The following is a 13,675-nucleotide window of genomic DNA, read 5'->3' on the forward strand; positions in this document are numbered from 1 at the left end:
AGGGGCAAATTACATTTGCCCCAAAACATCGCCTAAGTATCAGGGAGAATGTAATTCGCCCCTACTTTTACTTCTTACATCGCTCAAAAACCAATAGGAAACTGGAAAATATTCTATGACAACAGATCCACTTTTACCTGACGCAAAAAAATTTATTTTAGAAACCAAACAAACATCAATTTCCGCTTTGCAGCGCCATTTACGAATCAGTTTTATGCGTGCCACAAGAATGATAGAACAACTTGAAAAAGAAGGTTTTGTTTCTAAAGCGGATAAATATTTAAAACGAGAAATATTAGGAGATAAATGATGGCAAGATCACTTTTACACCAAATGGTTTTGAAATATTTTGCTCATTCCGAATTAGCAAAAGAATATCAATTAACTATTACTTACCATAAAAATTATATTGAAATGCGTTCTCCATTGTGGGATAAACATTTAACACTTTGCTTTTCTAAATATAGGAGGTATTGGTGTATTAATATGCCTTTTGAAAAAGAGGGGGAAATTATTGATTTTATGTTTGATATTGATAGTTCCGTTGCTTATTGTGAAAAAGGTTATTATTGCCGATTATGTGAAGAGAAAGAATATTTTAATTCCGTAGAAGAATTAATTTATGATGAATTATTTAAACCCATTATTCAAGATCTAACCAAAGGAGAATATGAAAATAAAGTTATCTTTGGCGACTGTTGGGCACAATTTGTGAAAGAGGAATAAAGATGAAAAACGATCTTAATTACGCCGTATAATTAATTCAAAAAGCCGACGGCATTTTAATTACCGCTGGGGCGGGAATGAGCGTAGATTCTGGCTTGCCGGATTTCCGTAGCGTGGGCGGATTTTGGAATGCTTACCCAATGTTTCGCGAGCATAATATTAACTTTGAAGATATTGCCACGCCGCTTGCTTACCAGCGAAATCCCGATCTTGCCTACTGGTTCTATGGGCATCGGCTGGTGCAATATCGCAATGTGGTGCCGCACGAAGGGTATCGAATTTTAAAACGTTGGGCAGAGGCAAAACCGCACGGCTATTTTGTCTTTACCAGCAATGTGGATGGGCATTTTCAAAAGGCAGGGTTTGAGGAAAGCCATGTGTATGAAGTTCACGGCACATTGGAACGTCAGCAATGTATTGAAAATTGCCGTGGATTAAGCTGGCAAGCGGTCGATTTTCATCCTGAAATAGACAATGAAAAATTGCATCTTACTAGTGAAAAAACCACGTTGCCCTTATTGTGGCGGTTTGGCGCGTCAAAACGTGTTGATGTTTGATGATTGGACGTATTCCAGCAATTATCAAGATTTCAAAAAATTGCGACTCGATGCCTGGTTGAAAGAGGTCAAAAATCTGGTGGTGATTGAACTGGGGGCAGGCAAAGCGATTCCAACGGTGCGATATTTTTCAGAGCGCACGGCAAAAATGAAAAAAGGCGGTTTTATTCGCATCAATCCGCAAGATGCAGGTGTGCCGAAAATGCATTTTTTAAGCTTAGAAATGACCGCACTTGCAGCATTAAAAGAGATTGATGAATTACTTTAATAATAAAAGAGCGGTGGAAAAATGGAAAAATTTTGCGAAATCAGTTTTTGCCAGTGGGCGGGTAAAAATTTAGAAAATTTGTAATTTTACTCGAGAAATTAACCGCTTGTGGGTATCTCATTTTTTAAAAATTTGATTAAATTTTAACTGCTAAGAATTTCTTATAAGTTCAAAACAGGCAAAATGCTGATTGTGTGGGATCCTGTATTTATTGGAACAATCCGGAAATTCCGGATTGTTGCCATATGATATTTATTAACTTGTAAATATTTCTTACAAGTTAAAATGGATAACGTTTCAACTCCCGAAGATTTCTCGGCTGTTCAATGAATCCATACGACACCATTTGTCGCTACCCCCCTTATTCTATTCACATCAAGAAAACAACACGAGGTATTTATGAAAAAGATCCTTTATTTAGATATGGACAATGTATTGGTGGATTTTCCGTCTGGTATTGCTCAATTAGATGAACAAACTTTGCAAGAATATGCAGGGCGTTATGATGAGGTGGAGGGGATTTTTGCCTTGATGAAGCCGATGGAAGGGGCGTTGGAAGCGGTAGATGTATTAGCGAAAAAATACGATCTCTATGTGCTTTCCACTTCGCCTTGGGATAATCCTTCGGCGTGGCGAGATAAATTGGAGTGGATTCAGCGTTATTTTGGTAAAGATGCCTCTTCGCCACTTTATAAGCGGTTGATTTTATCTCATCACAAAAATTTGAATGCGGGAGATTATTTGGTGGATGATCGCTTGAAAAATGGCGCTAATAAATTTAGCGGTGAACATATCCATTTTGGTACGGATCGTTTCCCTGATTGGGCTGCGGTGGTGGCATATTTGATGGAGAAAAGTGATGAGTAATGGTTATTATATTTATGTGTTGATTGACCCGAGAAATAATCAAATTCTTTCTATTGATAAAGGCATTGGCAATAATTCGCCTGTTTTTTGGTTGAATGAAAGAAAGCGTAATCAGAAACTGCTTCCAATGCTTTTATTTGAATATCCTGAATGTCAAAATTTAGTTAAGCAAGGTGTTTTTCCAGATTATTTTATTTTGAACAGGGATTGTCTGAAGACGAAGCGAATCTATTAGTTGAAAGCTCAAAAGATATTTTATATTTAATGGGGATTGATAAAGTTAATTTATCACGTTCAACTATTGGTGTGCAGTCAATGTGTAAAATATATCAGCATTACGAAGGATGTAAATTAGAAACTGATTTACCCGTTGTGTTAATTAATTTAGATAAAGTATTCCATCATATTACCAAAAATCAATCTAAAATGAGCCAAGAACGGTTTGAAAAATTAGTCTTTTCTTATGTAAGAAAATGGTGGAAATTTGGCGATAAAAAAGGGAATGCGAAATATGCTGTTGCTGTTTATCGTGGTTGGACAATTGCTGCTTACCGAATTGATCGCTGGATTGCGCCTAAACATCAGAAGTTCAATAAACGTTGGAAATTTAAAGGTGAAATTATACAAAAAGGCAATCACATTCATCGAAAATTAGTCAATAAAATAACCTATGCAAATAAAGAAAATTATCGTACTCCGCAGAATCCAATCAGTTATCGAAATTGCACAAAAGTAAGTAGTGATTTTATTTTTCGCTATAACAATGGTATTGAGTCTGCCTTAATTTATCCTAAGAATGAACAAGCATTGAATGTATTGTCACTGTTTGCTGATAAATATAAGTGGAAAGTCTACCAAATCAATGCTGTTTATTTTGAAAGAGAAAATGAGCAAGAGTATTATGCTTGCTATTTAGTGCAGAATCAGCACAATCAATCTGATTTTAGCCAAAATATGGATATAATCAGAAAATATTTATTAATGCCATTTAAATATCCATTAAATATACAAGAACAAGTTGCTCATTTCTTTAATTGTGTAAGTAATAAGCCGTTTCAATATATCTCAGCCTGTTATGAAGCTCATTTATATAAAGCAGGTAATATTTCGGGAATGTGGTGTCGTGATATGCGAATTAAAGAGATTGTCAAACGGTTAGAAATGGGAAAAAATTTGCAAGATATTGATGAGTAGATTTTATCGGAGAAAAATAATGAAAACTCGAATTATTGGTATAGGGAAAATAGGACGTGATTTGTTTTCTAATTTAAAATTAGAAAGTATTAATGCAGATTGTGTTTTATTAGGAATAACCTCAAATGAATTAACGCATTCTTATTGTCGTACACATTTAATAAAATATGAAAATAATCCTACAGAAGGGCAATTCCCAACCATTAGGCTCTTAGAAAGTACACATAAATTTCTTGATAGTTTTTCTTCAGCAGAGCAATTGATTATTGTATCAGGCTTAATGATTCATCATTCACAATTTATTCCTGTGATTACAGAGAAATTAAAAGAAAATCATAGAAAAATTATTCTGTTATTAGTCTAGCCTTATAAATCTACCGAAAATGATAGAAAAGCTTATCAAGCTAATATTTTATTTTTCTTAAAAGATTTTTGTAATGAGCAACATTTGTTTTGTTATGATGATGTGTTACTTGAGAATGATCTTTCTTTAGCCGTAAATCAATTAGAAATGGATATTAAAGAGAGCATTTTGGAGTATTTAAGGTAAAAACAAAGCCACCTTTCGGTGGCTTTTTAGCATATTTATTAACGCAAAAATGCGGGGATATTTTTCTCATATTCTGCGATTTTATCTTCGTGCTGAAGAGTTAAACCGATATTGTCTAAGCCTTCGAGCAAGCAGTGGCGACGGAATTCATCGAGCTCAAAGTGGTAAACTTTATCGCCAGTAGTCACGGTCATTGCTTCTAAATCCACATCAATTTGTTTGCCTTCATTTGCCCATACCCATTGGAAAATCTCTTCTACTTCTTCTTCGCTTAAGCGAATCGGTAGCATATGGTTATTCAAGCTATTGTTATAGAAAATATCTGCAAAACTTGGTGCAATCATTACTTTAAAACCGTAATCTGCTAACGCCCAAGGTGCGTGCTCACGTGATGAGCCGCAACCTAAATTTTTACGTGCAAGTAAGATTTTTGCACCTTGATATTGCGGATAGTTCAACACAAAATCTGGATTTGGCTTTGTGCCTTCAGCATCTAAATAACGCCATTCATGGAAAAGATGTTTCCCAAAGCCCACTCGGGTAATGGCTTGTAAGAATTGTTTTGGGATGATTGCATCGGTATCCACATTTGCTGCATCAAGAGGCACGACTAAGCCTGAAAGTTGTTTAAAACCTGCCATTATTTTATCCTTATTAATTTAATGCCACTTGGCGAATATCTACAAATTTACCGAACATTGCCGCGGCGGCTGCCATTGCTGGGCTCACTAAGTGCGTGCGACCATTACGACCTTGACGACCTTCGAAGTTACGGTTAGAGGTTGAAGCACAACGTTCCCACTCACCTAAGCGGTCATCATTCATTCCTAAGCACATCGAGCAACCTGGGTTACGCCATTCTGCACCTGCTTCGATAAAGATTTTGTCTAATCCCTCTTTTTCTGCTTGCTCTTTTACTAAGCCTGAACCTGGCACAACAAGCACACGTTTTACATTATCCGCCTTTTTACGCCCTTTCATCACTGCTGCAGCTGCACGTAAATCTTCAATACGAGAGTTGGTGCAAGAACCGATAAACACTTGATCGACAGGAATTTCTTTAAGATCGGTATTTGGCTCAAGCCCAATATAGGCTAAGGCTTTTTCTGCAGAGGCTTTTGTGACAGGATCTGCCATCTCTTCAGGATTTGGCACAACCTGGTCGATACCAATGACTTGACCAGGGTTTGTCCCCCAAGTTACTTGTGGAGCAATATCTTTTGCTTCTAACACAACAACAGTGTCAAATTGTGCTTCGTCATCTGATTTTAAGGTTTTCCAATATTCAACTGCATCATCCCAATCTTTGCCTTGTGGTGCGTGTGGACGATTTTTTAAGTATGCGAACGTGGTTTCATCTGGCGCGATCAAACCTGCTTTAGCACCCAATTCGATTGCCATATTACATACCGTCATTCGACCTTCCATTGAAAGATCGCGAATCGCTTCACCGCAGAACTCAACCACGTGCCCCGTACCGCCTGCCATCGTGGTTTTACCGATAATTGCAAGTACGATGTCTTTTGCCGTAATGCCTGGGTTTACTTTACCACGCACTTCAATTTTCATACTTTTCGCACGGGCTTGTTTTAAGGTTTGCGTGGCTAACACGTGTTCCACTTCAGAGGTACCGATACCGAATGCCAATGCTCCGAATGCTCCGTGAGTTGCAGTGTGAGAGTCGCCACACACAATCGTCATTCCTGGAAGAGTTAAGCCTTGCTCTGGTCCCATTACGTGAACAATGCCTTGCTCTTTTGTGCTCATATCGAACAATTGAATGCCTGTTGTTTTCGTGTTTTTGGCAAGTTCTAAAACTTGGATTTTAGCCTGACCTTCAAGTTTGTTTACATCACGCACTTGAGTAGAAATACTGTGATCCATCGTTCCAAATGTTTTGCCTACTTGGCGAACTTGACGCCCTGCTACGCGTAAGCCATCAAATGCCTGTGGACTGGTTACTTCGTGAATAAGATGACGGTTGATATAAAGAATCGGCGTTTCGCCTTCGGCTTCATAAACAACGTGTGCATCGAAAAGTTTTTCGTATAGTGTTTTTGCCATAATAAATTCCAACTCAAAATAAAATCGAATAGAGCGATTGCAAAAATTTCGCTTTTTTAACCGCTTGTCTGAAAACGCTTTAACTATAACGGTTCGATAAATGAAAGTAAAATGCTAATTTAATGAGAATAGACGATTTTTATGCTAGTAAAAAAGCCTAAAACGAGGGATTTTAGGCTTTTAGCAGAATAAAATATTAGAACTAAAAACGGACACAGAAGGTTATCTAGCAATTTCACTGCTTTATAGGGTAATTTACTTAGAAGGTTTTTCGTCTGTTTTTGGATTAAAAGGGAAAAGCTATCAATTTTTAATTAAATCCATAACCATCCTCACTAAACAAGCGGTCGATTTTTCGGAAAATCTTGCAGAAACAGGCACATACCACCAATTTTCTTGGGCGAAGGCTTTGCATTTTACGGCATCTTTTTCGGTCATCAGAAGCGGGAGATTTTGGCTGAGCTTTGGTACAATCATTCCAGCGGTAAAGACTTGGTGATCGGCAAAGCTAAATGTATCGGCAAGGGGAATGCCAAGCTCTTTGAGCATATTAAAGAAACGAGGTGGGTAGCCAATGCCCGCAAGAGCGTAAACAGGCTGGGTAAATTCGCTGAGTTTGCGTTTTTCACCCGTTTTAAGGTTAATCGCAAAATCGGGTTCGAGGTGCATTGCGTGTTCACTTGCATTTGCATTTTTCCCGTTACAAATGACCGCTTGCACCTGCTTTAATCGACTTGGCAATTCACGCAATCCGCCTGCTGGGAGCACGAAACCGTTACCAAATCGGCGTTCTCCATCAACTACCACCCATTCCATATCTCTATCAAGAGCGTAATGTTGCAAACCGTCGTCAGTGACAATCAAATCAAGCTCAAACTGGTTTAATAGCAGTTCAATACTTTGCTGGCGGTTTGGTGAAATTGCCACTGGTGCGTGGGTGCGTTGTGAGATTAACACAGGTTCATCACCCATCAATTTCGGATCACTTTCTGGCGTAACTAGCTGCGGATAAACCTTATTTTCCCCACCATAACCACGAGAAATTACACCGACTTTTACGCCTCTTTTCTGAAGCTGTTCTACCAACCAAATCACAAGCGGAGTTTTGCCGTTCCCTCCCACAGAAATATTGCCAATCACCAAAACAGGCACAGGCGAGCGGTAGGATTTGAGGATTTTTTTGCGATAAAGGGCAACGCGGATTTGGCTAATGAACCAAAAGAGCAGCGAAAATGGGGCGAGTAGCCAAGTGATAATTGAGGTTTTTTGCCAGAGTTTCATTTTGTGTTTATGAAATAAGAGTGGTAGGGGCGTGTTGAACACGCCCCGACAATGCGATTAGCTAGTAATCTTTGTTACATCAAACAACTTTTCTAATTGTGTAGTCAGCAATGAAATTGCTCGGGTACTTTGAAGTTTAAGATTAAGTGTTAATGTCTGTTCACTTTTTTGAGCGTTTAAATCCAACACTTCAAAGCCACGGTGACGTACTACACGAAGCAGACGTTCTAATGTTTCAGGGCGAGCATTCGCTTCAATGGTTAAATTATATTGCTGCATTTTATTCTCCTTCCAACATATCGGTGTTGCAAGCACCCGGTGGCACTAACGGCCAAACGTTGCTCTCTTCTGGAATACATACTTGCAGTAAATATGCGCCTTCAGCGTTTAACAAGCGGTCTAATGCACCAGAAACTTCGCTGGCTTTTTCAATGCGTTCAGCAGGAATACCAAAAGCATTAGCAAGCATGACGAAATCAGGGTTATCGTCTAAAATCGTTTCGCTATGGCGTGCTTTGAAGAAGAGTGATTGCCATTGTCGAACCATGCCCAAACGTTGGTTATCAAGCAACAACATTTTGATTGGTAATTGACCACGTTTAATCGAGCCAAGCTCTTGAATATTCATCATAAATGAGCCATCACCAGTGATTAAAATCACAGGATCCTGTGGGCGAGCTTTTGCTACACCAACTGCTGCAGGCAAACCAAAGCCCATCGTGCCAAAGCCTGCTGAAGTGATGTAATTTTCAGGTGCAAAGTGGCGGATATGTTGAGCTGACCACATTTGGTGTTGTCTACATCGGTGGTAATGACGGCATTTTCCGATTTGCGTTCAGAAAGGGTGTTCAATAATGCGTAAGGATCAATATCGCCTTCACCAGCGTTGTCGTTGTAGGCAAAATCGTGGGCAGATTTGAGTGCTTTTACTCGCCCACGCCATTCATCAATATCAAGCGGATGAGCTAAAATATTGACCGCTTCTGCCATATCGCCTTTGAGTGCCACGTGAGCTTGGCGAAGCTTGTTGATTTCAGCTGCATCAATATCAATATGGATCACTTTTGCATGTGGGGCGAAGGTGTCTAATTTGCCTGTTACGCGGTCATCAAAACGTGCACCGCAAGCGATCAATAGATCGCACTCTTGTACCGCATAGTTTGCCGCTTTTGTGCCGTGCATTCCGATCATTCCCATATAAAGTGGATGATGAGGTGGGATCGTGCCAAGTCCTTTAAGGGTTGAAACAGACGGAATATTTGCAACTTCAATGAAATTTCTAACCGCTTGCACAGCCGTTGCCATTCCAACTCCACCGCCGACATAAAGCACGGGTTTCTTCGCATTAGCGAGTATGGCTTTTGCTTCAGTTAATGCAGTTGGATCTTGCTGAGGAGCAGGATCTTTTGGGTAAACAATCGGTTTAAGCGAAGTTTCTGCTACTTGCACATCTTTTGGAATATCAATTAATACGGGGCCTGGTCTGCCACTTTGAGCAATTTTAAATGCTTGAGCGATGATTTCAGGCAGTTCATCAATGTTCTGCACAATAAAGCTGTGTTTAGTACAAGCAAGCGAAAGCCCTAATACATCTGCTTCTTGGAAGGCATCTGTCCCGATAAGCGGATTAGCGACTTGTCCTGTAATAGCAACTACTGGGATAGAATCAGCAAACGCATCACCTAAACCTGTTACTAAATTGGTTGCTCCAGGTCCTGAAGTCGCAATACATACCCCCACTTTGCCTGTTGAGCGTACGTAACCAATGGCTGCCATGGCTGCCCCTTGTTCGTTACGGCAAAGAAGATGATCTAATCCTGAGTCATAAATTGCATCATAAGTTGGCATAATTGCCCCGCCTGGGTAGCCAAAAAGATGCGTTACTTGATGTGCTTTCAAACACTCAATCACTAAATTTGCACCGTTCATTAAAATGTTGTGTCCTTTTCTTTTGTTTAATGAGTAATAGCGGTAATAGATAACATAAAACCAAGGGTTTTTGAATTAAATTTATGAAAAAATGAGATTTTTATTGAAATAGGAAAATAAGCGATCAAAATTTACCATTTTGTGAAAAGAAATGCTATTTATTAAGAGGTATCAAGGTTAACTATAAAGTGGTATTTATACCTCTTTTTATTGATTTAGTTCAAAGAAAACGATTTTTACAATAGCGAAAATTTAATAAATTCTATATGCTCACACGCATATAAGATAATAGTATCTTATTGTTTTTAATAAGAAAAATTCTCATTTAGATATTTTTAATAAACCATCCTTGTGGGGGACTCTATCGTGAAACGTTTAACCAAAACTTTAGCAATGGCGACCATTGCAATGCTCGGTTGCTTTCATTCAGCGCAGGCTGAAGAAAAGGCTTCGGGTGCTCAAACTGAGACTTTAACTCAAAAAGCACTCAAACACGAAAAGCTGGGTGTGACTGTTGAATCTGCAAATCATCTTTTTGCAGATAAATATCCACTTCAATACAATTCTTGGAAAGCAACTTCTGAATCGACTGATCGTGGTAGTGCGTTAGAAGCTGATCCTCGTAGTGTCATTCTTTGGGCTGGTTATTCTTTCTCAAAAGAATATAACAAGCCTCGTGGTCACTATTATGCCGTCACTGATGTGCGTGAAATTTTGCGTACAGGGGCACCGAAAGATGAAAATGATGGCCCGCAGCCAATGGCATGCTGGACTTGTAAAGGCCCCGATGTGCCTCGTTTAATTGAAGAGAAAGGTGAACGTGGTTACTTTGATCCTAAATGGGCAAAATATGGTTCTGAAATCGTGAACTCAATCGGTTGTGCCGACTGTCACGATACAAAATCAGAAGATTTTAAAGAAGGTAAACCTGCATTACGTGTTGCTCGTCCACACGTATTACGTGCATTGGAAAGTGTAGGTTGGACTTTTGAAAACTTAGATAAACAAGGCAAACGTGTTGCTATATGTGCAAACTGCCATGTGGAATACTATTTCAAAGATAAAAAAGACGTAACCTTCCCTTGGAAAAATGGCGTAGATGTGAGTAGCATTGAAAAATACTACGATGATATTGAATTTGCTGACTGGACTCACGCATTATCAAAAGCCCCAATGTTAAAAGCACAGCACCCAGACTTTGAAATTTGGTCACAAGGTGTACACGGTAAAAATGGCGTAACTTGTATCGACTGCCATATGCCGAAAGTGAAAGACAAAGATGGCAAAGTGTACACCGACCACAAAATCGGCAATCCATTTGATCAATTCGAAAACACTTGTAAAACTTGTCACGAGCAAAGCAAAGAGACACTTCAAAAACGTGTTGCAGAGCATAAAAAACAAGTGAAAGATGCGATGATCAAACTTGAAGATCAGCTTGTAAAAGCACACTTCGAAGCGAAAGCCGCTTGGGAAGCGGGTGCAACACCTGAAGAGATGAAAGAGATCTTAAAAGCAATTCGCCACGCACAATGGCGTTGGGATTACACCTCAGCAAGCCACGGTGGTCATATGCACGCACCAGATATGATGTTACACGTGATTGCAACAGGTATCGACCGTGCAGCAGATGCACGTGCTCAATTAGGCGTGGTATTAGCGAAACACGGTGTAACTACTCCAGTGGCTATCCCAGATATTTCAACGCGTGAAAAAGCACAAAAAGCAATTGGCTTAGATATTCCTAAAGACCAAGCTGCCAAAGATGAATTCTTACGCACAGTGGTGCCACAATGGGAAGCTACAGCTCGCGAAAAAGGCTTATTACCAGCGGTAGAAGCTCCAAAAGAAGTCACAACACCAAAAGCAGAAGCGAAATAATCAAGCTTGAGGTGATGATATGAAAAACTTAATCTCAAAAGCAGGGCGAGCAATCGCCCTCCAAGCGGTCGCTTTAGCAAGTTGTTTTGCAATGTTCTCTGCAATTTCAACCGCTCATGCTGAAATGCCACCACTACCACAACAAATGTGGCAAGGTAAATCAGATGTTCAAGTCGCAGATGAAGCTCGTCGCGATCCAAACCAATATTGTACGCAATGTCACGAAACTGCAAATGCGACAGGTAAACCATTTAGCCACGCGGGTAAACACTTCCAACATGGAACGAAAAGTCCAAATAGCGGTGAGCAAGTAACTTGTGTAAGCTGCCATGGCAATATGTCTGAAAACCACCGTAAAGGTGTGCGTGATGTAATGCGTTTCAGCAAAATGGATCAAAAACCAAGCAAACCTGAACTTGAACGTACTGTTCACGAACAAAATCAAGTGTGCGTGGCGTGCCATACAGCGGATAAATTACGTGAAAAATTCTGGGCTCACGATACTCACGCAAACAAAATTGCGTGTGCAAACTGCCACGAACTTCACCCTGAAAAAGATCCGATGAAGGCAATTCCTGAAAAGCAACGTATCAAACTTTGTACAGATTGCCACACTAAAATTCAGGCTCATAAAGAAGAAGTTAAAGCTCAGGAAGCTAAGGAAAACCAATAATGACTTGTACCCGTAGAGATTTCGTCTCAGGGGCAGGTGCTATCGCTGTGGTAGCAAGCACAGGGCTTGCTACTTCGGTTACTCTTGCAACTGAGAATGAACCGAAAAAAATTCGCTATGCGATGGTACACGATGAAACATCTTGTATCGGCTGTACCGCATGTATGGACGCTTGTCGAACCACAAACAAAGTGCCAGAAGGGGTTTCACGTTTAGAAATTATCCGTAGTGAACCTTATGGCGAATTCCCAAATGTGGAATATGAATTCTTCCGTCAATCTTGCCAACACTGCTCAAACGCACCTTGTGTTGCTGTGTGTCCAACAGGAGCTTCGTTTGTTGATCCTAAAACAGGGATTGTAGATGTGCATTCTGATTTGTGCGTAGGTTGTCAATACTGTATCGCTGTTTGCCCGTATCGTGTGCGTTTTATCCATCCAGAGAAAAAATCAGCGGATAAATGTAACTTCTGTCGTGATACTAATTTAGCGGAAGGTAAACAGCCTGCTTGTGTAGAAGCTTGTCCAACTAAAGCATTAACCTTTGGCGATATGAACGATCCAAACAGTGCCGTGGCGAAAAAAGTGCGTGAAAACCCAGTTTATCGCACCAAAGTGTCATTAGGTACGCAACCGAACTTATATCACATTCCATTTGGCAAAGGGGAGCATAGATAATGAACGACTATATTCCTTTTCATACCCCCAATTTAGTGTGGGATAGCACCATTGCGGTTTATCTCTTCTTATTAGGGATTTCCTCTGGTGCGGTGCAGCTTGCTATTGCATTCCGTAATAGCGTAAAAGTAGAAAAGCCAAGTGAGAACTGGATTATTCGTAGTGCGGCAATTTTAGGCACCATCCCAACAATTCTTGGTTTGACCTTGTTGGTGTTCCACTTAACTAAACCGTGGACATTCTGGAAGCTGATGTTTAACTACAACGGTACTTCTGTGATGTCAATGGGCGTAATGATGTTCCAAGCCTATATGGCTGTATTGGTAGTCTGGATTGCGATTATGTTTAAAGACTGGATCGCAGTACTTGTAAATCGTTACTTCCCTGTGTTTAAATTTGTCTTGCCTTGGATTGATTTCGCAGAACGTAAGTTATTAAAACCGATTGAATTTGTGCTATTTACCTTAGCTGCAGTGCTCGGTGCTTATACGGGCTTCTTGCTTTCGGCGTTAATCAGCTACCCAATGTTGAATAACCCCGTGCTCCCAGCGTTGTTCTTAGCATCGGGTACTTCATCAGGTATCGCAGCAACTTTCTTGATGATTTTAATTGCGGGTAAACTTTCAGGCGAAAGCCGAGAAATTCACTTTATCCACAAATTCGAAGTACCGATTATGGTTACTGAATTAGGTTTGTTAGTGGCATTCTTCGTAGGCTTGCATTTTGGTGGGGCAGATAAACAACTTGCCTTACACAACGCAATGACAGGTTTCTGGGGAATGGTGTTCTGGATTGGGGTATTCTTTATCGGTATCTTAATTCCACTCGTGGCAAACTTATTCGGCAGCCACGAAGTGAAACACAGCCCGAAATTCATCATTTTGGTCTCTATCTTCGACTTAATCGGTGTGTTCTGCTTACGTTTCTTTATCCTCTATGCAGGGCAGTTGACGGTAGCGAGTTAGCTTACACTCCTTGTTTTCCAAGCGGTCTATTTTGAAAAATCTT

General features: G+C 40.0%; 12 protein-coding genes and 3 pseudogenes. 10 read left to right on the plus strand and 5 right to left on the minus strand.

Annotated elements, in window-relative coordinates:
* Positions 1–115: 115 nt before the first annotated feature.
* The 6 genes and pseudogenes from B0185_RS08585 (at position 116) to B0185_RS08615 (ending at position 3,976) form a co-directional block, all read left to right on the plus strand.
* Entirely contained in the window at positions 116–310 is a 195-nt protein-coding gene (locus tag B0185_RS08585; RefSeq protein ID WP_005706574.1) for a DNA translocase FtsK, read from the plus strand.
* Complete coding sequence (locus tag B0185_RS08590; RefSeq protein ID WP_040217139.1) at positions 310–726, plus strand: hypothetical protein; 417 nt, start codon at positions 310–312, stop codon at positions 724–726. Before B0185_RS08585 ends, B0185_RS08590 begins: the two co-directional genes overlap by 1 nt.
* Before the next feature lie 35 nt (positions 727–761).
* Positions 762–1,551, plus strand: a pseudogene (locus B0185_RS08595) (SIR2 family NAD-dependent protein deacylase).
* 399 nt (positions 1,552–1,950) lie between these two features.
* Positions 1,951–2,397 (plus strand): annotated as a pseudogene (locus B0185_RS08600) (5' nucleotidase, NT5C type); the annotation flags it as partial.
* A 228-nt stretch (positions 2,398–2,625) separates the two neighbouring features.
* Positions 2,626–3,612, plus strand: coding sequence for a hypothetical protein (locus B0185_RS08610; RefSeq protein WP_005706544.1), 987 nt, complete (start codon positions 2,626–2,628; stop codon positions 3,610–3,612).
* A gap of 19 nt (positions 3,613–3,631) precedes the next feature.
* On the plus strand, positions 3,632–3,976 hold the full coding sequence (locus tag B0185_RS08615; protein WP_005706559.1) for a hypothetical protein: 345 nt from the start codon (positions 3,632–3,634) through the stop codon (positions 3,974–3,976).
* A gap of 224 nt (positions 3,977–4,200) precedes the next feature.
* Here B0185_RS08615 and leuD read toward each other — a convergent pair whose 3' ends face one another.
* The 5 genes and pseudogenes from leuD to ilvG form a co-directional block, all read right to left on the minus strand.
* Entirely contained in the window at positions 4,201–4,803 is a 603-nt protein-coding gene (leuD, locus tag B0185_RS08620; RefSeq protein WP_005706526.1) for a 3-isopropylmalate dehydratase small subunit, read from the minus strand.
* Positions 4,804–4,816: 13 nt separating this feature from the next.
* Positions 4,817–6,226, minus strand: a complete 1,410-nt coding sequence (leuC, locus tag B0185_RS08625) for a 3-isopropylmalate dehydratase large subunit (protein ID WP_005706545.1) — start codon at positions 6,224–6,226, stop codon at positions 4,817–4,819.
* A 303-nt stretch (positions 6,227–6,529) separates the two neighbouring features.
* A complete protein-coding gene (lpxK, locus tag B0185_RS08630) occupies positions 6,530–7,507 on the minus strand; it encodes a tetraacyldisaccharide 4'-kinase (RefSeq protein WP_005706514.1) in 978 nt (325 codons plus the stop codon).
* A gap of 57 nt (positions 7,508–7,564) precedes the next feature.
* Positions 7,565–7,786 carry an acetolactate synthase 2 small subunit gene (gene ilvM, locus B0185_RS08635; protein WP_005706556.1) on the minus strand — a complete coding sequence of 74 codons (222 nt, stop codon included), beginning with the start codon at positions 7,784–7,786 and terminating at the stop codon, positions 7,565–7,567.
* Between the two features lies 1 nt (position 7,787).
* A pseudogene (gene ilvG, locus B0185_RS08640) lies at positions 7,788–9,436 on the minus strand (acetolactate synthase 2 catalytic subunit).
* Between the two features lie 366 nt (positions 9,437–9,802).
* On the opposite strand from ilvG, the gene nrfA reads away from it, so the two are divergent.
* Genes nrfA through nrfD form a run of 4 tightly spaced genes read left to right on the plus strand, consistent with a single transcriptional unit; the run spans position 9,803 to position 13,632 of the window.
* Positions 9,803–11,317 carry an ammonia-forming nitrite reductase cytochrome c552 subunit gene (nrfA, locus tag B0185_RS08645; protein WP_005706539.1) on the plus strand — a complete coding sequence of 505 codons (1,515 nt, stop codon included), beginning with the start codon at positions 9,803–9,805 and terminating at the stop codon, positions 11,315–11,317.
* A 19-nt stretch (positions 11,318–11,336) separates the two neighbouring features.
* Positions 11,337–11,990 (plus strand): cytochrome c nitrite reductase pentaheme subunit, encoded by a 654-nt coding sequence (nrfB, locus tag B0185_RS08650; protein ID WP_005706549.1) that lies wholly within the window; start codon positions 11,337–11,339, stop codon positions 11,988–11,990.
* Positions 11,990–12,667 carry a cytochrome c nitrite reductase Fe-S protein gene (nrfC, locus tag B0185_RS08655; protein ID WP_005706551.1) on the plus strand — a complete coding sequence of 226 codons (678 nt, stop codon included), beginning with the start codon at positions 11,990–11,992 and terminating at the stop codon, positions 12,665–12,667. The genes nrfB and nrfC overlap by 1 nt, the downstream gene beginning before the upstream one ends.
* Complete coding sequence (nrfD, locus tag B0185_RS08660; protein WP_005706562.1) at positions 12,667–13,632, plus strand: cytochrome c nitrite reductase subunit NrfD; 966 nt, start codon at positions 12,667–12,669, stop codon at positions 13,630–13,632. The genes nrfC and nrfD overlap by 1 nt, the downstream gene beginning before the upstream one ends.
* The last annotated feature ends 43 nt before the right edge of the window (positions 13,633–13,675 follow it).

It is taken from the genome of Haemophilus parahaemolyticus, from assembly GCF_002015035.1.
Lineage (GTDB): Bacteria > Pseudomonadota > Gammaproteobacteria > Enterobacterales > Pasteurellaceae > Haemophilus_A > Haemophilus_A parahaemolyticus.